This window comes from Ruegeria sp. L11 (genome assembly GCF_056531755.1).
Genome location: NZ_JBQFMI010000003.1, coordinates 325,289 through 342,352, shown reverse-complemented (window position 1 = coordinate 342,352; position 17,064 = coordinate 325,289). Strand labels below are relative to the sequence as shown.

Here is a 17,064-nt window from a genome sequence, read left to right as displayed (position 1 = left end):
CATCAGAACGCGGCGTAGATTGAAACTGCGGCGAGCCTGATCCTCCTAAGCCAATCAAACGCTCGTGTTCCAAATCATTCGATGACGGACAGTGTGCTCTTTTGGAAGCTGCACGCGACAGTCAGTTGACGCTCTGTACAGTGTCAGTGTACCAAAAACTCTTCCAAATGTCAAAAAGCGCCAGAATAACAATACCTTGCGGATTCATTGAAAGAGAGAATCCACACACTCAACGAAACGGTTTTCTACACATTTCTACGTCAATCTATGCCGCGTGGTTGCTAGGTGGTTGCTGTAGGCGCGAGAAAATCTCGCCTATTCTTGCTAACCCTTTGAAAAAAGTGGTGAGCCGTGCAGGATTCGAACCTGCGACCCACTGATTAAAAGTCAGTTGCTCTACCAACTGAGCTAACGGCCCACTCTTTTATTGGATCTTCTCGATCCGTGGCGCTCTTTACGGCAATTTCCCAACCGGGTTCAAGCCCTTAATTTGCGCCTCGTTTCGCTGAAACAACCTGTGTTTCCAGCGACCCGATAGGCGGCCTAATTAGGCAGGTGGCGCAGGGGGGTCAACCCCTTTTTTCACGATTCTACGCGACAGGGTGGATTCATGTTCCGACCGACGTTATATCGCCGCCATGCAACAGAAACGCGATATCAGTTTGCCATTTGTTAAGATGCACGGGTTGGGCAATGACTTCGTCATTGTTGATGCGCGTGCGCGGGATGCTCTGATTACCCCGGCACTGGCCCGAGGAATCGGACATCGGCATTTTGGTGTGGGATTCGATCAGCTGGCCGTAATCGAAAACGGTGCGGCTGACGCGCATCTGGTGTTCTACAATTCGGATGGATCAACTTCGGCGGCGTGTGGCAACGCCACAAGATGCATCGCGCGAATGTTGATGGATGAGACGGGCAAAACCCAACTGTCGTTGACAACCGAACGTGGAACGCTTGTTGCGCAGGACGCAGGTGATGGGCTGACCTCGGTCAATATGGGTCTTCCTCAGTTGGAATGGCACGAAATTCCGTTGGCTGAAGAGATGGACACGCTGGAACTGCCAATCGAGGGCGCCCCGACAGCGACGGGTATGGGCAATCCGCACTGCACGTTCTTTGTTGAAAACGCCGAGGCGATACCGTTGGCCGAGTTCGGCGCGCGCTATGAACACCATCCTTTGTATCCCGAGCGCACCAATGTGCAGGTGGCTCAGGTTGTGGGTCCGGATCACATCCGCATGCGGGTGTGGGAACGGGGCGTGGGCATCACCCTGGCATCAGGGTCGTCATCCTGTGCAACTGCGGTGGCTGCGGCGCGGCGTGGGCTGACGGGGCGAAAGGTGCAGATTGATCTTGATGGGGGAACCCTTTGGGTTGACTGGCGCGAGGATGGTGTCTGGATGACCGGGTCAACCTGTCACGTCTTCTCGGGCACGTTGTCGCCCGAGTTCTTAGGGACGCTGGGATGAACCCGCCTAAATTCACCACATTGGGTTGCCGCCTGAACGCCTATGAAACCGAGGCGATGAAAGAGCTGTCGCAACAAGCCGGACTGACGGATGCCGTGGTGATTAACACCTGTGCCGTCACAGCTGAGGCTGTGCGCAAAGCGCGACAGGAGATCCGGAAACTGCGTCGCGAAAATCCGAACGCCCGGCTGATTGTTACCGGGTGCGCCGCCCAGACAGAACCCGACACCTTCGCGCAGATGGCCGAGGTCGATGCGGTGATCGGCAACACGGAAAAGATGCGGCCAGAAACCTGGAAAGGCATGGCCGCCGACTTTATCGGCGAGACCGAGGCCGTTCAGGTCGATGACATTATGTCTGTCACCGAAACGGCCGGGCACCTGATCGACGGGTTTGGCACACGCTCACGCGCTTATGTGCAGGTTCAGAACGGCTGCGATCACCGCTGTACCTTTTGCATCATTCCCTATGGCCGGGGCAATTCCCGCAGCGTGCCTGCCGGTGTTGTGGTGGATCAGATCAAGCGGCTGGTGGACCGGGGCTATCATGAGGTGGTGCTGACTGGCGTCGACCTGACCTCATGGGGGGCCGATCTGCCTGCACAGCCCAAACTGGGCGATCTGGTGATGCGCATCCTGAAGCTGGTGCCGGATTTGGCTCGCCTGAGGATCAGTTCGATCGACTCGATCGAAGTGGACGAGAATCTGATGCAGGCCATCGCAACCGAACCACGCCTGATGCCGCATCTGCACCTGTCGCTACAGCATGGCGACGACCTGATCCTCAAGCGCATGAAACGTCGCCACCTGCGCGACGATGCCATTCGGTTTACCGAAGAGGCTCGGAAACTGCGCCCCGACATGACCTTTGGTGCCGACATCATCGCAGGTTTCCCGACCGAGACCGAAGCGCATTTCGAGAACTCGCTGAAACTGGTTACCGATTGCGATCTGACCTGGCTGCATGTTTTCCCATATTCGAAACGCGAAGGTACTCCAGCGGCTCGTATCCCGCAGCAGGTGAACGGCAATGTAATCAAGTATCGCGCAGCCCGTCTGCGTGCGGCTGGGGACGTTCAGGTCAGGAAACACCTGTCAGATCAGGTCGGTAAAACCCACCGGATCCTGATGGAGAACCCGCATATGGGGCGGACGGAACAATTCACCGAGGTTTCGTTCAATGCACCTCAGCCCGAAGGTCAGATCGTAACCGCCCGAGCCATTGGGGCGAATGATCACAGTTTGGTTGTCTGAAGGTCCGCAGCCTCGCCATCTGCGACAAGCAATTCTTCCATGAATACGCTTATCAGCTGCGCACGCCCGTCAACCCCGGCTTTGGCATAGATCGAGGCGGTCTGCGCGCGCACGGTTCCTACGGCCCGCCCCCGGATGCGCGCGATGTTTTCGTTATCCAGCCCTTTCAGAACCAATAGACCCACATCACGCTCGGCGGTGGTAAGTCCCCAACGGTCGAAGAACGTGTTGATGACGACGCTCATTTCACCCTGCGCGGCCTGTAGGCCAAGCTTGGTCTGTTCCACCCTTGCCAGCAGGCGTCGAAGTTCAATCATGAAAAAAACAACTCCGGCAAGCAAAACAAATGCGACAAAAGCCTCAAGACTTACATGAGAAGGCCCCTCGCCTTCCTTCAAATCCAGAGCAACGTCGCCAAGGTAAAACACCACGCAAAGTACCTGAACAACGATCATTATCGACATAAGTACAGCCCGGTGAGCGTCTGCATCGCCGGGCCGCCAATGGCTGCTGATCCATTTGATCATTTGGTTGACCAATCCTCAGGTATATTCTTCCGCCCTGTTATCATAGCTTTTGCCAAAGCGACACCTGTTCGCCTCTGATCAATGACAACCCCGGCAACATGCAGCAGAACAGACAGCATCAGCCAGTTGAAGGCCAGTTCGTGCAGATCTTCGACCCATTCGATGCCAAAGAACCGAACTGTCCCCATCATGAACCCTGTCACACACAAAGCCAGCAGTGTCGCCCAGAGGTTATAGACCATTAAGGCCCCCAGAGGGTTGTGTGAAAGGTGCACGCTTTGGTCACCCCGCCCCATGTCGCGCAGGTGGTTGAGTGCCGAACGGGGGCTGAAAGGGAAGGCTGCAAACCTGGCAAAAGCCGGACCCGTTAACCCCCAAAGCAACCGCAACAAGACCAAAGCCAGCACGACATAGCCCACATATTCGTGGAACGCGCCCTCGGGATTGGATATCGCCGCATTGATCAGAACGCACAATGCTACGACCCAGTGAACCAGCCGGACCAAAGGATCCCAGACCTGAACTTCGTGGGCGCCTGTGCGCCCACGATGCATCAATTCTGTTTCGGACATTCTGGTTACTGATCCTCAATCTTGACGACTTTACCGCTTGCGGGATCAACGTAAACCTCGGCCAGTTTACCATCCTTGACGACATAGGCTTCGATCTTGCCGTCTTCCGCCTCGATTTTGCGGACATCGAATCCCATGCCTGTCAGCGTTTGCCGAATTTCGGCTTCGGACTTTCCAAGCTCGGCATCGGGTGCGAGATCCAGTGCCAATACCGGCGTTGCAAATAGAATTGAGGCAAAAAGAATAGGAAGTTTCATTGTCGTGACTCCGTGTTTCAGACAAACGGCAGTTGATCAGCCGTTGTGGCTGATGTGCGCCTGTGAAGCTGGCCAATCCATTGACCCGGCGCTTATTTCGGTCAAATAAGCGCGCGCTGATGGAGGCTTGGAAAAAGAAAACCCCCGCAACCTAACGGCGCGGGGGCTGATTTAGTAAAATCCGGCAGGACGGATCGGATCAATCTTCCTTGCGGAGTTTGCCCTTGTGCGGTGCCCAGAGGCGCTTGTTGACCAGGTACAGCAGCACCGACAGAACAGTCAGGAAGATGACACCGACAAAGCCTGCGTTCTTGCGGTCTGTCAGCTTTGGCTCGGCCGCCCACATCAGGAATGCGGCAACGTCCTCGGCCATATGCTCAACCGTGTTCGAGTGCCCGTCCGCGAATTCGACCTGCTCGTCAGCCAGCGGAGGCGCCATCGAAATCCAGCCGCCGGGGAAGGCGGTGTTTTCGTAGAGCACTGCACCCGCTTCTTCTTTTTCGTGGCCAGTGTAGCCGTGTAGCAGCGAGGCGATGTATTCCGGGCCACCCATGCCTTTGACCAGCTGGTTGATGCCCAGACCATAAGGCCCGTGGAAGCCAGCCCGCGCCTTTGCCATCAAGCTCAGGTCCGGAGCGCCGACGCCGGTATTGGCCGGGAAGTGATCGGTGGGGATCGCCGGGCGGAAATCGTCCAGCTCGGGGTCGAAGACTTCGAAGTTGCCAGCAGCGTATGCGATGACTTCTTCTTCCGAGTAACCCAGCGCTTCCAGATCGCGCAGCGGCACGTATTGCAGACCGTGGCAAGCCGCGCAGACCTCGGTATAGATCTGCAGGCCGCGTTGCAGCTGATGCTGATCCCAGGTGCCGAACGGGCCTTCGAACGAGAAGGCGAAATCTTCGATATGCTGCTCACCACCACCTGCTGCAATGGAAGCAGCAGGGGTCAGGGCCAGAGCAAACGCGGCGCCGATTGCAAGTTTCTTGAACATGTTTCCGGTCCCTCTTCTTACTCGGCCGGCGTGGCGTCGGCGTCAGCCTTGCCATAATGCGCGTTGAAGTCTTCTTCGATGGTCTCGGGCTGGGCCAGAGGTTTCTCGATCACACCAAGGATCGGCAGGATCACGAAGAAATAGGCGAACCAGTAGGCCGATGCGATCAGCGAGAAGGTCGCATAGGGTTCTTCCGCAGGCATCGCACCCAGCCACATCAGGGCGAAGAAGTCGATGATCAGCAGGTAGAACCACCATTTCAACATCGGACGGTACTTGCCCGAACGCACGCTCGACGTGTCCAGCCAGGGCGCCAGCGCCATGGCCAGGATCGCACCAAACATCGCCAGAACACCGAAGAACTTGGCGTCAACGATACCACCGGTGATGAAGCTGGCGAACTGAACAACCCAGACTTCACCGGTAAAGGCACGCAGGATCGCGTAGAACGGCAGGAAGTACCATTCAGGCACGATATGTGCGGGTGTCGCCAGCGGGTTGGCTTCGATATAGTTGTCCGGGTGGCCCAGATAGTTCGGCATGAAACCGACAACGGCCCAGAACACGACCAGGATCACGGCCAGCGCGAACAGGTCCTTGATCACGAAATACGGCCAGAACGGCAGCGTGTCTTTCTTCGCCTCGTCCTTCGAGCCGCGACGCACTTCAACACCTGTGGGGTTGTTGTTGCCCGTGGTGTGGAAGGCCCAGATGTGTACCACGACCAAAGCCGCGATGATGAACGGCAGCAGGTAATGCAGCGAGAAGAAGCGGTTCAGCGTGGCGTTATCCACCGCGGGTCCGCCCAGCAGCCAGGTCTGGATCGCGTCACCCACAAACGGAATGGCACCAAACAGACCGGTGATCACAGTCGCACCCCAGAAGGACATCTGACCCCATGGCAGAACATAGCCCATGAAGGCCGTGCCCATCATCATCAGGTAGATCAGCATGCCGACGATCCACGTGATCTCGCGCGGGGCTTTGTATGAGCCATAGAACAAGCCGCGGAAGATGTGGATGTAGACCGCAACAAAGAACAGCGATGCGCCATTCATGTGCAGGTAGCGGATGAAGTAACCGCCATTTACGTTGCGCATGATGTGTTCGATGCTGGCAAATGCCATGTCGACATGCGGCGTATAGTGCATCACCAGAATGATACCGGTGACAATTTGCAGCGCCAGGCAGAACGCCAGAACGATGCCCCAGATCCACCACCAGTTCAGGTTCTTGGGGGTCGGGATCATGAGGGTGTCATACAGCAGGCCAACAATCGGCAGGCGGCTGTTCAGCCATTTCTCGCCGTTTGTCTTCGGCTCGTAATGATCGTGGGGAATTCCGGACATAAGTTTGGGTCTCCCTTAGCCGAGTTTGATTGTGCCGTTGTCCACCCACTCTGCGGGCGGAATGGGCAGGTTCTCAGGCGCGGGGCCTTTGCGGATACGACCAGCAAGGTCGTAGTGTGAACCGTGGCAGGGGCAGAACCAGCCACCAAAGTCGCCTGCATCACCCAGAGGCACACAGCCGAGGTGGGTACAAACACCCATCTGGACGACCCATGCACCCGGCGCTTCGCCTTCCGGCGACGGCATCACACGGTTTGCGTCGGTCGCAGGGGCATCGGCGCTCAGGTTAAAGTTGCGGGCCAGCGGATCGGGCAGCGCATCAACACCTTCGGCGTCCTGTTTCTGAGCTTCCTGAATCTCGGCACCGGTGCGGTGACGGACAAAGACGGGTTTTCCCAACCATTTGACGGTCAGCTGCGTACCCGGCTCAACACCGCTCACATCCACACGGATCGAGGACAGCGCCTGAACGTCTGCCGATGGGTTCATTTGGTTGATCAGGGGCCATACGGCTGCACCCGTTGCAACGACACCTGCGCCGCCAGCGACGTAGTACAGGAAATCTCTGCGGGTGCCTTCGTGGTCTTCTGCGTGGGACACGAGGTTATCTCCGATTGTCTGGCGCCCGCGGACGGGCAAATAGCTCGCGCACCGCACGAATGCGGTGTCTTAACCGCGCTTACTATCGGGGAGAATAGTGTTCGTCCAGCGTTCATAAACGCGCAATACGCCGCATGTGTCGTTTCCAGCAGCTGCGGAGAGTGTTTTTTGGTGAATCTCGCGTGCGACTTTGTTGGCAAGTTCGATTCATGCGTCATTGATTCGCTTTCGCACCCCGCCTTCCGCCACCCGGGTTGGGTATTTGAAGCCTGTCCTGGGTGCCGATGATTTGCGCCCAAAAGGTACATAATCAAGACTTCGAAACGGGGATTGTTTTCAGCAAAAACATACTCGCTAAATAGATGATTTAAATTACAAATTGCACGCGCCTCACCTGTTGCACTTTCCGCGCGAATAAAGGACAGCGCAAATGGCGTGCGAACTCCTGCAAGGAGACCCCAATGTCAAAGATCATTCTGGCCGCTGCCTTGTGCACAATGGCCTTGCCCTCTCAGACCCTTGCCGCGGGCGACCCCGCGAAAGGTGAGGCGATATATAACCGTTGTTCTTCGTGTCATGCGATCATCAAGGATGGTGAAGTTCTGGTCAAAGGTGGAATCACCGGCCCGAATCTGTATGGCGTCGTCGGTCGCGTGGCCGGGTCCGAAAACGATTATCGCTATGGCAGCGAGCGCCTGCCGATCGGCATGTTCACGGATGACATGATCCGTGCCGGCGAAGCGGGTCTGGTCTGGACCGAGGAAAACATCGTTGCTTATGCGCAGGATCCGATCGGCTTCATCAAGGAATTTCTGGATGACGAAACTGCCCGTCCGAACATGAGCGTCAAACTCAAGACCGGTGCAGACGACATTGCCGCTTATCTGGCTACCTTCAGCCCCCAGTAAACCCGGCGCCTGATGCTGGTTAAGCCTTGTGCATCAAGGCGGCCAGCTGGGCGATTTCACTGCCAAAGCCAGAGGACACCTGATCAGCGGCAGCATTTCGCGCACCTTCGGGTTTGTTTTGACCAAGCTTCCACGTGCCCTGAATATCTTCAACCTGCATGCGGCACGGAACGATCATGCGCATCATCTTGTTCAGCGCGTCCGAGGACATTTTTGCCGTGACCCATGGGGCCTTGGGCAGCAGCCGCTTTTCGTAGAATGCAGATTGGCGGTCAAGTACGTCACGCAACTCGTCCTGCGGGCGTAGCTCAAGCTTTCCGATCAGGTGTACGGCGACATAATTCCATGTCGGAACCTGATCTTCGACACCGTACCAATCGGGCGAAATATATGCATCCGGCCCCTGCACCGCGATCTTTGCGCGCTGCGGTTCGTGCAGCGCACGCACGACAGGGTTCGAGCGCACAAGATGCAGGTCAGCCATTGATCCGTCTTCGGACAACAAAAACGGGACATGACTTAATAACGGGCCCTCTTCCGCAGAGAGTGCCAGAACGCCAAACGCCCGGTCGCGGGCGAGTTCAACATGACGCGCACGATCCTCGGCGCGAAAAACGGGGTTAGGGTGCATGAGTGTCCTCCTGTCAAATCTCTTGCAGCGTCGGACAGTTCTTGGCAAGGTCCGCCTCGTTCTCAGGGCGGGGTGGAATTCCCCACCGGCGGTGTGCGGGCCACGGCCCGTAAGCCCGCGAGCGGCCCCGGCTTTCGGGGTGTCAGCAGATCTGGTGAGACGCCAGAGCCGACGGTCAAAGTCCGGATGAAAGAGAACGTGCAAGCCGCGCCGGTAACACGGCGCGCCTGCTCGTGATCGCCTTGGGTGACGTGTCATGCCGGGCTGGCAGCGAAAAGTGGGAACCGGTTCTCGCGACTGCCAGCAGGCCACCAAACTGAAAGGAGATCATGATGACACACACCCGCTATGCTTTTGTAAAAGCCAACTGGCATTCCGATATTGTTGACCGCGCGCTCGACGGCTTCCTCGAACTCGTCCCCTCGGAACAAGTCGATGTCTACGACGTTCCCGGCGCGTTCGAGATGCCCCTGCTGGCCCGTGATCTGGCCCGGACCGGGCGCTATGCCGCCGTCGCCTGCGCTGCCTTTGTCGTTGATGGCGGCATCTACAGGCACGATTTCGTTGCGCAGGCCGTGGTCGATGGCCTGATGCGCGCCGGGCTTGATACAGGGGTTCCTGTCCTTTCGGTCTCGCTGACCCCGCACCAATATCAGGAAACTGATCATCACAATGCGATCTACCGCGACCATTTCGTACAAAAAGGGCGCGAAGCGGCTCAGGCCGCGCTGATGATCTCGGAAACCCGTGCGAAAGTCGCGCAGGCCGCCTGATCTTCATCTTTTCGAAAATACTCAAAAATGCGCCGCCCGACGGGCGGCGTTCAAACCGTCAACGGCCAAATCCGCTTGAGGCCGGGGGCCTTGCCCGCTAATCACGATCCGCAAAGGAGCACGCCCCATGTCGATGAACAGCTTTGGCCATCTTTTCCGCGTCACCACTTGGGGTGAAAGCCATGGGCCCGCCTTGGGCGCCACTGTCGACGGTTGCCCGCCGGGCGTTGCGATTGACGAGGCGATGATCCAGCACTGGCTGGACAAGCGCAAACCGGGGCAAAACAAGTTCACAACGCAGCGGCGCGAACCGGATCAGGTCAAGATCCTTTCTGGCGTGTTCGAAGGCCAAACTACAGGCACGCCCGTGCAACTGATGATCGAAAACACCGATCAGCGCTCGAAAGACTACGGCGACATCATGGACAAGTTCCGTCCGGGCCATGCCGATATCACCTACTGGCAGAAATACGGCATCCGCGATTATCGCGGGGGTGGGCGCAGTTCAGCCCGGGAAACCGCGTCGCGCGTGGCCGCGGGTGGACTGGCGCGCGAGGCCATCCGGCAGATTGCGCCGAATGTGCAGATCACCGGCTACATGACCCAGATCGGTCCGCACAAGATCGACCGCGCCAAATTCGACTGGGCGCAGATTGAACAGAACCCGTTCTGGGCGCCTGATGAACAGGCGGCCGGGGATTGGGCGACCTATCTGGATGACCTGCGCAAATCCGGCAACTCGGTCGGGGCCGTGGTCGAGGTTGTGGCACGCGGTGTCCCCGCAGGGCTTGGGGCGCCGATATACGCCAAGTTAGACACTGATCTTGCGGCTGCGATGATGTCGATCAACGCTGTCAAAGGTGTCGAGATCGGCGAAGGCATGGCTGCCGCCGAACTGACTGGCGAAGCCAACGCCGACGAAATCTTCATGGGTCAGAATGGTCCGCAATACAGCTCAAACCACGCAGGTGGGATTCTGGGCGGCATCTCGACCGGGCAGGACATTGTCGTGCGCTTTGCGGTAAAACCGACCTCTTCGATCCTGACCACCCGCAAAACCATTACAAAATCCGGTGAAGAGACCGAGATCATCACCAAGGGCCGTCATGACCCCTGTGTTGGCATCCGCGCTGTCCCTGTCGGTGAGGCGATGATGGCCTGTGTCATCCTGGACCACCTACTGCTGCACCGTGGTCAGATCGGAGAAAACCGTGGACGGATCGGCTGATCTGCGCGCGCGTTTGCGTGCCGTTGTCGCGCAACGTATGGAAACTGATCCGGCCCATGACCTGGCCCATCTGGATCGTGTTTGGACCAATGCTCAGGCCATTGCAGACGCTCAGGCGGACATCCCCGTCCTGTTGGCAGCCTGTTATCTTCATGATCTGGTCAACCTACCCAAGAATGACCCGAACCGACTGTTTGCCTCACGCCAGTCAGCGGCTGAATCAGGGCCTATTCTGGCAAAATTGGGCTTTTCCGGCGATCAGGTTCAGGCCGCGCAACATGCGATAGCGGCCCATAGCTTCTCGGCCAACATCCCACCCGAAACGCTCGAGGCCCGGATCCTACGGGATGCGGATCGCCTTGACGCCTTGGGGGCCATCGGGATTGCGCGCACATTTTCTGTATCGGGTGCTTTGGGTCGTGTCCTTTATGATCCGGCTGACCCATTCGCAGAGGCGCGCCCGCTGGACGATCTGCGGTATTCGATTGATCACTGGAAGGTCAAACTGCTGACCCTGCCGGACGATATGCTGACGGATGCCGGCAAACAGATTGCGCAGGCGAGGGTGGGCCGAATGTTTCAGTTCCTTGAGGATTTTGCAGCGGAAATCGGCGCATCGATCCCGAACTCGTGGACCATCACCTGATCCACCCCGTTGATCTTTTTTCTGCAAAGGCGCAGGGTCGCGCCGATGACAAAACCCTTAACATCGCATCGACCTTTGCTGGCTGTGGCGCTGAAGCTTGGCGCGCTGTTCCTTTTCACGTCGATGTCGGCGCTGGTCAAAGCCTTATCTGACGAATTCCCGCCGGGCCAACTGGTGTTCTTCCGGTCCCTGTTTGCTATTCCGGTCATCATTCTGTGGCTGATCGCGCGCCGAGAGCTGGCGCAAGGCTTTGTCGTCAAGAAACCCATGGGTCATTTCTGGCGCGGTGTTCTGGGCACCAGCGCCATGGGGCTGACATTCACCGGCCTTAGCCTGCTGCCGCTGCCCGAAGTCACTGCAATCGGTTACGCCACACCGATTTTCACCCTGATTTTGGCCGCAGTGATGCTGGGTGAGCGCATTCGTATGATTCGCATCGGTGCCGTGGCACTTGGGTTGCTGGGCGTGATGATCATGATCTGGCCCCGACTTGGCACCACTCAGATGGAAACGGCTGCGACCATCGGGGCGCTGTGTGTACTGGTTGCGACCTTTGCCCGGGCTTTCGTGCAGATCCACATCCGACAACTGGTCAAGGTCGATCACCCTGCTGCAATCGTGTTCTATTTCTCGCTGACAGCGACGCTGCTATCAGCCCTGACGGCCATCTGGGGATGGACAATGCCAACTCTGTCTCAGGCTCTAATACTGATCACCATGGGGTTAATTGGCGGAGTAGCGCAGATTTTGGTCACGTCCTCGTATCGCTTTGGACAGGCATCGATGCTGGCACCTTATGACTATGCAACAATGCTCTTTGCGATTGTGATCGGTTATTTCGTGTTTGATGAATTGCCTACCGTTGCGATCCTGATCGGGGCCGCATTGGTGATCGCAGGCAATGTTGTTGTGATCTGGCGCGAACACCAGCTTGGGCTGGAGCGTGGCAAGGCGCGTTCTGTCACGGACCCCAAAGCGTGACTTTACCTTTTGCATTCTTTCCCTAGGTTGGGCCGGACAATCAAAGAGGTTCCCCAATGAGCGACGCGCAGGATCACAAGGAAAAGATGCAAAAGGTGCAGGCCCAGCACCGCAAGAAAGTGTCCGAGGCCGTCGACCCCGAACGCGGCCTTGTTCTGATCAATACCGGCAAGGGCAAAGGCAAGTCATCTGCGGCCTTTGGCGTGGTCATCCGCGCGCTTGGTTGGGGTCAGAAGGTCGCCGTGGTGCAGTTCATCAAGGGCAAGTGGAAAACCGGCGAGCGCCGTTTCTTCGAAGAACGTGATCTGGTCACCTGGCACACGATGGGTGAGGGGTTTACCTGGGACACACAAGACCGCGAGCGCGACATTGCAGCCGCCAACGCCGCCTTCGACAAGGCTTGCGCCCTTATGGCAAGTGGCGAATACGATCTGGTGGTTCTGGACGAGATCAACATCGCGCTTCGCTATGAATATCTCTCGGTCGAGCAGGTGATAGACGGGCTGAACGCGCGTTCGGACAAGACGAGTGTGTTCCTGACAGGCCGTGACGCACCGCAGGCGCTGCGTGATTATGCAGATCTGGTCACCGAGATGACCGAAGAAAAACACCCGTTCCAGGCGGGAATCAAAGCCCAGCGCGGGGTGGATTTCTGAACCTTGCAACAGCGCAGCCTAAACTGCTGCGCTGCTATCCTCTGCCGCTTCGCACAGTTTCAAAAATATATCGCAACGACTTGCGTTGATGGGCGGTGCCTTGTGTGCGGGCTTCTTCAGCGGTTGCTGTGTCCCGGTTCTGGCGGTCGGCATAGGCGCAATAGTCGCCTTCGCAACAATTGCACCCGCACGCAACCAGCGCATCATGTCGGGCCATGATTTCGTCAAGCGTGTCTGTCATCTGTGACCTCACCCCGCGCAGGGATAAATCTGATGAATTCAGTCGGCTTTTTCAAGTAAATTCGCCCGACCGGTCAACACGCTTCTCTGCTCTGAGCCGCCGATTTGCAAAACGGGCGGCTCAGCTATTTCGGTAGTATTTGGACAAATTTGCCAGTGCTGAGGAACAGCGCTCAGGCAGCGACTTCCTGCTCGGGCGCGCTGAGCGAGATGACGAGAACCACAGCCGCACCGTTCAGCCAGTAGAACGCCGCATCCAATCCTGAAAACCCCAGTACACTGGGTGCAAACAGAAAAGTGATGCCGACAATCAGGTCCACGGCAAGGTGAAATTTATAGGGTAGAACGCGCCAAATTCCCAAATGATGGTCGGTCAGAACCGTCAGGACAAAGGCGGCGACGCCGGTGACAACGGAAAGCCACAGCGCCAGCGGGTTGGACTGACCCAATCCCAGCAGGAATGGCAGTGTCATCAGGGCAATGGCAACCGGGTAGTCCAGATACGCGTGGACAGAGCGGGTAACGAAACGCAGGGACATAAGATTTTCCTCTTTTCAATCAGTGATGAAAGAAAGATAGAAAGCCTGACCCGAACGCTGAATTCTCGATCGTTTCAAAAATCCTGCAGATCGTACAGAATTCTTGGCGCTTTAGTGCATGGACCTGTATGCGGCTGGTGACAAGCCGACCTGCTTCTTGAAAACACGGGAGAACGCGGCCTCAGAGGCATATCCAACTTCGGCTGCTGCATCTGCGACGTTCCATCGTGCCTCTGTTAGGCCATGGCACGCAATCTGCATGCGCCAGTCGGTGAGGTATTGCATCGGCGTCGTGCCCATCTTCTGGGCAAATAACTGAGAAAAGGCTGTGCGCGACATGCCGGATTCGCGTGCCAGTGTTGCAACGCTCCAGTCTTGCGCTGGCGCTTGGTGGAACGCCGTCAAAGCGCGTGAGATGCGCGTATCCGCAAAGCCCGCAAGGGCGGTGTCCTGCGGGCTTTGCCGTTCCAGATAGGTTCGGATCGCCTGCGCAAACAGAACTTCGGACAGCTTGAGCGCAATCAGATCGCCGCCAATACGGGCCCCGGACACTTCGGATCCGATCATGCGCAGGGTCGATTCCATCCACGATCCGGCCTCTTCACCATAATTCTCGATCAGGATGTAGGGTGGCAGGCGGTCGATCAGCATATGCCCGGTGCCTTTTCGCCCTGCCGGGCCGGTGAAAGAAAAATGACCGCAGATCAGTTGCGTGTCCCGGTCCTCGTCTGCACCGCCATAGACAAGGACGCCATCGCCCTTGTAGCCGGCAATCTCAAGAACCTGCTCCAGAGGGAGCGCATCCGGTGGCCTGACCTCGGCACACAACAACGCATGTGGCGCCCCATGAGGGATCAGGATCAGATCCCCCTGCCGCAGCCGCAACGTTTCCCCGGTGGATGAGACATGGACCTTGAGCTCACCCCGTTGAACAAAATGAAACCGCGCGACGTTTTCGAATTCCGGCACCTGAATACCAAAAGGTGGTGTGAACGAGGTGCGGAAGTAGAACGTGCCACGCAGGGACAGACGGGTGAGAATATCGCTGAGAAGGTCCAACATGGGGTGAAGATACGGGAACTGATCCGATCGTCCAGATCACGGAACGCTTTGCACGACAATTTGCACGATCTGCAACAAAAACCCCGCCGAAGCGGGGTTTTGCAAGTTATTACGAGCGGACCAGTTTTTCGTAATCTTCTGCGATTTCGCGGGTCAGGTCGCCGACTTCGAAAGTGTAATCTCCGATTTGCCCGACCGGAGTGACCTCGGCCGCGGTTCCGGTCAGCCAGCACTGTTCGAAATCAGCCATTTCTTCGGGCTTGATGCGCCGCTCATGCACAGTGATGCCTTTATCCTTCAGCATCTGAATGACGGTCTGACGGGTGATGCCGTTCAGGAAGCAATCCGCCAGCGGGGTGTGAACCTCTCCATCCTTAACGAAGAACACGTTGGCACCTGTTGCTTCGGCCACGTAACCACGCCAGTCCATGAACAGCGCGTCCGAGCATCCCTTGGCTTCGGCCTTGTGTTTGGAAATGGTGCAGATCATGTAGAGGCCCGCCGCCTTGGCGTGAACCGGGATGGTTTCCGGGCTGGGGCGTTTCCATTCGGCGATGTCCAGTTTTGCGCCCTGCATCTTGGCGTCGCCGTAATAGGCGCCCCAGGGCCAGACCGCGATGGCCATCCGTACCGGGTTGCGGGCCGACGCCACGCCCATGTCTTCGCCAGACCCGCGCCAGACCAATGCGCGGACATAGGCATCCTGAAGGCCACTGGCTTTCAGGGTCTCTTCCTTGGCCGCTTCAATCTGATCGACGGTGTAAGGCATCGGCATGTCCAGCGCCTCGGCGCTGGCGATAAGACGTTCGGAATGTTCGCGGCTTTTGAAAATCTTGCCGTTATAAGCCCGTTCGCCCTCGAACACGGATGAGGCATAGTGCATTGCGTGGGTCAGAATATGCACATTGGCATCGCGCCAGGGCACCAGCTTACCATCCATCCAGATGACACCGTCACGATCATCATACCCCGCCATGCGAAACCTCCTGAACCGGGTTAAATTTCCGATTGTTGCGCTACTTAGGTCCGATGCGGACACAATGTTGCGCAAAAACTGCGATTCGATACCGCTCCGCCCTTGGAATGTCAATAACGCTGACATAAAGTCAAACCCGAGTAACGAATGAGGCATGATATGTCCGAAATCCGCCCAGCCCCGCGATATGGGGGCGAAAGCCTGTTGTTTTTGACGGATGAACAGTTGCGGCAGGGGATCGAGGCCATGTTCTTTGCCTATCGCGGCTTTACCGCGGATCCTGATCGTATCCTGTCCGAGATGGCCTATGGCCGCGCCCATCACCGCGCGATCCATTTTATCAACCGTGCTCCGGGCACCACGGTGAACAATTTGCTGGCGATCCTCGGGGTTACAAAACAGTCTCTGAACAGGGTTCTTCGGACATTGATCGAGGATGGTCTGGTGGAAAGCCGGGTCGGAACCGTGGATAAACGCGAACGGCACCTATTTCTGACGGAAAAGGGCGAAACGTTGGAGGCCACGTTGTCAGATGCGCAACGAACAAGAATGCGCGCAGCCTTCAAGGATGCCGGTCCCGAGGCCGTGGCCGGGTTTCGCAAAGTACTTGAAGCAATGATGGATGCTGATATGCGTCATGCCTATACGAAATTGCGGGATACGAGTTCATGAGCGAAATGGATGCCCATCTGCTGATTGTTGATGATGACGAACGCATTCGCGATCTGCTCAAGAAATTCCTGATGCGAAACGGGTTTCTGGTGACAGCGGCACGGGATGCGGCCCATGCGCGGCGGGTTCTGTCGGGATTGGATTTCGACATGATCGTCATGGATGTGATGATGCCGGGCGAAGATGGCGTCAGCCTGACCAGATCGCTGCGTGACACCCATACGACACCGATCCTGTTGTTGACCGCCAAGGGCGAGACCGAGCATAGGATTGCAGGGCTTGAAGCCGGGGCAGATGATTATCTCGCCAAACCTTTCGAGCCGAAAGAGCTGTTGCTGCGGATCAATGCGATCCTGCGCCGAATGCCGGAAACCCCGGCCGAGGAAACAGCGGCGAAGATCCTGCATCTTGGTCCCATCCGGTATGACATTGAACGCGGTGAGATGTGGCAGGGTGAAATGCCGGTCCGCCTGACCGCAACCGAAAGCCAGCTGATGAAAATTTTCTCGGCCCAACCGGGCGAGCCGATCAGCCGTGCAAAACTGGTGGAAGATCTGGGCCGGGATAAAGGACAGGCGCAAGAACGTGCCGTGGACGTGCAGATCACCCGCCTGCGCCGGAAGATCGAACAGGACCCGAAACAGCCCCGGTATCTGCAGACAGTCCGGGGCGCGGGCTATATGCTGGCGCCCGATTGAATGGGCCGCTGCGCGGCGATTAATGCCTTCGGC

Annotated in this window: 21 protein-coding genes, 1 tRNA gene and 1 riboswitch; of the genes, 10 read left to right on the top strand and 12 right to left on the bottom strand. The window is 57.4% G+C overall.

Annotated elements, in window-relative coordinates; all coding sequences use genetic code 11:
- Window positions 1-342 precede the first annotated feature (342 nt).
- Window positions 343-418 (bottom strand) — tRNA-Lys (locus ACR0CE_RS09855).
- Window positions 419-638: 220 nt separating this feature from the next.
- Here ACR0CE_RS09855 and dapF point away from each other — a divergent pair.
- A complete protein-coding gene (gene dapF, locus ACR0CE_RS09850) occupies window positions 639-1,472 on the top strand; it encodes a diaminopimelate epimerase (protein ID WP_480832151.1) in 834 nt (277 codons plus the stop codon).
- On the top strand, window positions 1,469-2,725 hold the full coding sequence (gene mtaB / locus ACR0CE_RS09845; RefSeq protein ID WP_480832149.1) for a tRNA (N(6)-L-threonylcarbamoyladenosine(37)-C(2))-methylthiotransferase MtaB: 1,257 nt from the start codon (window positions 1,469-1,471) through the stop codon (window positions 2,723-2,725). Before dapF ends, mtaB begins: the two co-directional genes overlap by 4 nt.
- On the opposite strand, the gene ACR0CE_RS09840 is transcribed toward mtaB, so the two are convergent.
- From ACR0CE_RS09840 to petA, 6 genes are all read right to left on the bottom strand, one after another.
- A complete protein-coding gene (locus tag ACR0CE_RS09840; RefSeq protein WP_480487822.1) occupies window positions 2,707-3,252 on the bottom strand; it encodes a helix-turn-helix transcriptional regulator in 546 nt (181 codons plus the stop codon). The genes mtaB and ACR0CE_RS09840 overlap by 19 nt on opposite strands.
- On the bottom strand, window positions 3,249-3,824 hold the full coding sequence (locus ACR0CE_RS09835) for a cytochrome b/b6 domain-containing protein (RefSeq protein ID WP_480474557.1): 576 nt from the start codon (window positions 3,822-3,824) through the stop codon (window positions 3,249-3,251). The genes ACR0CE_RS09840 and ACR0CE_RS09835 overlap by 4 nt, the downstream gene beginning before the upstream one ends.
- A gap of 5 nt (window positions 3,825-3,829) precedes the next feature.
- On the bottom strand, window positions 3,830-4,081 hold the full coding sequence (locus ACR0CE_RS09830) for a PepSY domain-containing protein (RefSeq protein ID WP_480832147.1): 252 nt from the start codon (window positions 4,079-4,081) through the stop codon (window positions 3,830-3,832).
- A 199-nt stretch (window positions 4,082-4,280) separates the two neighbouring features.
- Window positions 4,281-5,072 carry a cytochrome c1 gene (locus ACR0CE_RS09825; RefSeq protein WP_480482771.1) on the bottom strand — a complete coding sequence of 264 codons (792 nt, stop codon included), beginning with the start codon at window positions 5,070-5,072 and terminating at the stop codon, window positions 4,281-4,283.
- A gap of 17 nt (window positions 5,073-5,089) precedes the next feature.
- A complete protein-coding gene (petB, locus tag ACR0CE_RS09820) occupies window positions 5,090-6,421 on the bottom strand; it encodes a cytochrome b (protein ID WP_267363184.1) in 1,332 nt (443 codons plus the stop codon).
- Window positions 6,422-6,436: 15 nt separating this feature from the next.
- On the bottom strand, window positions 6,437-7,021 hold the full coding sequence (petA, locus tag ACR0CE_RS09815) for a ubiquinol-cytochrome c reductase iron-sulfur subunit (protein ID WP_267363183.1): 585 nt from the start codon (window positions 7,019-7,021) through the stop codon (window positions 6,437-6,439).
- A 461-nt stretch (window positions 7,022-7,482) separates the two neighbouring features.
- Here petA and ACR0CE_RS09810 point away from each other — a divergent pair, with 461 nt between their 5' ends.
- Window positions 7,483-7,929, top strand: a complete 447-nt coding sequence (locus ACR0CE_RS09810) for a c-type cytochrome (protein WP_480482769.1) — start codon at window positions 7,483-7,485, stop codon at window positions 7,927-7,929.
- A 19-nt stretch (window positions 7,930-7,948) separates the two neighbouring features.
- Here ACR0CE_RS09810 and ACR0CE_RS09805 read toward each other — a convergent pair whose 3' ends face one another.
- Window positions 7,949-8,560 carry an FMN-binding negative transcriptional regulator gene (locus ACR0CE_RS09805; RefSeq protein ID WP_480772963.1) on the bottom strand — a complete coding sequence of 204 codons (612 nt, stop codon included), beginning with the start codon at window positions 8,558-8,560 and terminating at the stop codon, window positions 7,949-7,951.
- 54 nt (window positions 8,561-8,614) lie between these two features.
- Window positions 8,615-8,762: riboswitch (FMN riboswitch) on the top strand.
- A 130-nt stretch (window positions 8,763-8,892) separates the two neighbouring features.
- Between ACR0CE_RS09805 and ACR0CE_RS09800 the strand changes: the two genes are divergently transcribed.
- From ACR0CE_RS09800 to cobO, 5 genes are all read left to right on the top strand, one after another.
- Window positions 8,893-9,333 carry a 6,7-dimethyl-8-ribityllumazine synthase gene (locus ACR0CE_RS09800; protein ID WP_480494934.1) on the top strand — a complete coding sequence of 147 codons (441 nt, stop codon included), beginning with the start codon at window positions 8,893-8,895 and terminating at the stop codon, window positions 9,331-9,333.
- Between the two features lie 127 nt (window positions 9,334-9,460).
- Window positions 9,461-10,561 carry a chorismate synthase gene (gene aroC / locus ACR0CE_RS09795; RefSeq protein ID WP_480482762.1) on the top strand — a complete coding sequence of 367 codons (1,101 nt, stop codon included), beginning with the start codon at window positions 9,461-9,463 and terminating at the stop codon, window positions 10,559-10,561.
- Window positions 10,545-11,207: an HD domain-containing protein gene (locus ACR0CE_RS09790; protein ID WP_480506920.1), complete on the top strand. Its 663-nt coding sequence runs from the start codon at window positions 10,545-10,547 to the stop codon at window positions 11,205-11,207. The genes aroC and ACR0CE_RS09790 overlap by 17 nt, the downstream gene beginning before the upstream one ends.
- A 45-nt stretch (window positions 11,208-11,252) precedes the next feature.
- On the top strand, window positions 11,253-12,188 hold the full coding sequence (locus ACR0CE_RS09785; RefSeq protein WP_480506921.1) for a DMT family transporter: 936 nt from the start codon (window positions 11,253-11,255) through the stop codon (window positions 12,186-12,188).
- Window positions 12,189-12,244: 56 nt separating this feature from the next.
- Window positions 12,245-12,844: a cob(I)yrinic acid a,c-diamide adenosyltransferase gene (gene cobO / locus ACR0CE_RS09780; RefSeq protein WP_480474573.1), complete on the top strand. Its 600-nt coding sequence runs from the start codon at window positions 12,245-12,247 to the stop codon at window positions 12,842-12,844.
- Between the two features lie 34 nt (window positions 12,845-12,878).
- Here the strand turns inward: cobO and ACR0CE_RS09775 are convergent, their stop codons facing one another.
- The 4 genes from ACR0CE_RS09775 to ACR0CE_RS09760 all read right to left on the bottom strand — a co-directional run bounded on the left by ACR0CE_RS09775 (window position 12,879) and on the right by ACR0CE_RS09760 (window position 15,661).
- Window positions 12,879-13,085: a hypothetical protein gene (locus ACR0CE_RS09775; RefSeq protein WP_267363171.1), complete on the bottom strand. Its 207-nt coding sequence runs from the start codon at window positions 13,083-13,085 to the stop codon at window positions 12,879-12,881.
- A 172-nt stretch (window positions 13,086-13,257) separates the two neighbouring features.
- Window positions 13,258-13,623, bottom strand: coding sequence for an SPW repeat domain-containing protein (locus ACR0CE_RS09770; RefSeq protein WP_050604526.1), 366 nt, complete (start codon window positions 13,621-13,623; stop codon window positions 13,258-13,260).
- 111 nt (window positions 13,624-13,734) lie between these two features.
- Window positions 13,735-14,685, bottom strand: coding sequence for an AraC family transcriptional regulator (locus tag ACR0CE_RS09765; RefSeq protein ID WP_480538489.1), 951 nt, complete (start codon window positions 14,683-14,685; stop codon window positions 13,735-13,737).
- A 109-nt stretch (window positions 14,686-14,794) separates the two neighbouring features.
- On the bottom strand, window positions 14,795-15,661 hold the full coding sequence (locus ACR0CE_RS09760; protein ID WP_480506925.1) for a branched-chain amino acid aminotransferase: 867 nt from the start codon (window positions 15,659-15,661) through the stop codon (window positions 14,795-14,797).
- Between the two features lie 159 nt (window positions 15,662-15,820).
- Here ACR0CE_RS09760 and ACR0CE_RS09755 point away from each other — a divergent pair, with 159 nt between their 5' ends.
- Both ACR0CE_RS09755 and ACR0CE_RS09750 read left to right on the top strand, forming a co-directional pair.
- A complete protein-coding gene (locus ACR0CE_RS09755) occupies window positions 15,821-16,333 on the top strand; it encodes a MarR family winged helix-turn-helix transcriptional regulator (protein ID WP_209598920.1) in 513 nt (170 codons plus the stop codon).
- Window positions 16,330-17,031, top strand: coding sequence for a response regulator (locus ACR0CE_RS09750; RefSeq protein WP_209506983.1), 702 nt, complete (start codon window positions 16,330-16,332; stop codon window positions 17,029-17,031). Before ACR0CE_RS09755 ends, ACR0CE_RS09750 begins: the two co-directional genes overlap by 4 nt.
- The last annotated feature ends 33 nt before the right edge of the window (window positions 17,032-17,064 follow it).

Coding starts and splice junctions, on each gene's coding strand:
- dapF (WP_480832151.1), top strand. CDS start 639: ATGCAACAGAAACGCGATATCAGTTTGCCATTTGTTAAGATGCACGGG.
- mtaB (WP_480832149.1), top strand. CDS start 1,469: ATGAACCCGCCTAAATTCACCACATTGGGTTGCCGCCTGAACGCCTAT.
- ACR0CE_RS09840 (WP_480487822.1), bottom strand. CDS start 3,252: ATGATCAAATGGATCAGCAGCCATTGGCGGCCCGGCGATGCAGACGCT.
- ACR0CE_RS09835 (WP_480474557.1), bottom strand. CDS start 3,824: ATGTCCGAAACAGAATTGATGCATCGTGGGCGCACAGGCGCCCACGAA.
- ACR0CE_RS09830 (WP_480832147.1), bottom strand. CDS start 4,081: ATGAAACTTCCTATTCTTTTTGCCTCAATTCTATTTGCAACGCCGGTA.
- ACR0CE_RS09825 (WP_480482771.1), bottom strand. CDS start 5,072: ATGTTCAAGAAACTTGCAATCGGCGCCGCGTTTGCTCTGGCCCTGACC.
- petB (WP_267363184.1), bottom strand. CDS start 6,421: ATGTCCGGAATTCCCCACGATCATTACGAGCCGAAGACAAACGGCGAG.
- ACR0CE_RS09810 (WP_480482769.1), top strand. CDS start 7,483: ATGTCAAAGATCATTCTGGCCGCTGCCTTGTGCACAATGGCCTTGCCC.
- ACR0CE_RS09805 (WP_480772963.1), bottom strand. CDS start 8,560: ATGCACCCTAACCCCGTTTTTCGCGCCGAGGATCGTGCGCGTCATGTT.
- ACR0CE_RS09800 (WP_480494934.1), top strand. CDS start 8,893: ATGACACACACCCGCTATGCTTTTGTAAAAGCCAACTGGCATTCCGAT.
- aroC (WP_480482762.1), top strand. CDS start 9,461: ATGTCGATGAACAGCTTTGGCCATCTTTTCCGCGTCACCACTTGGGGT.
- ACR0CE_RS09785 (WP_480506921.1), top strand. CDS start 11,253: ATGACAAAACCCTTAACATCGCATCGACCTTTGCTGGCTGTGGCGCTG.
- cobO (WP_480474573.1), top strand. CDS start 12,245: ATGAGCGACGCGCAGGATCACAAGGAAAAGATGCAAAAGGTGCAGGCC.
- ACR0CE_RS09775 (WP_267363171.1), bottom strand. CDS start 13,085: ATGACAGACACGCTTGACGAAATCATGGCCCGACATGATGCGCTGGTT.
- ACR0CE_RS09770 (WP_050604526.1), bottom strand. CDS start 13,623: ATGTCCCTGCGTTTCGTTACCCGCTCTGTCCACGCGTATCTGGACTAC.
- ACR0CE_RS09765 (WP_480538489.1), bottom strand. CDS start 14,685: ATGTTGGACCTTCTCAGCGATATTCTCACCCGTCTGTCCCTGCGTGGC.
- ACR0CE_RS09760 (WP_480506925.1), bottom strand. CDS start 15,661: ATGGCGGGGTATGATGATCGTGACGGTGTCATCTGGATGGATGGTAAG.
- ACR0CE_RS09755 (WP_209598920.1), top strand. CDS start 15,821: ATGTCCGAAATCCGCCCAGCCCCGCGATATGGGGGCGAAAGCCTGTTG.
- ACR0CE_RS09750 (WP_209506983.1), top strand. CDS start 16,330: ATGAGCGAAATGGATGCCCATCTGCTGATTGTTGATGATGACGAACGC.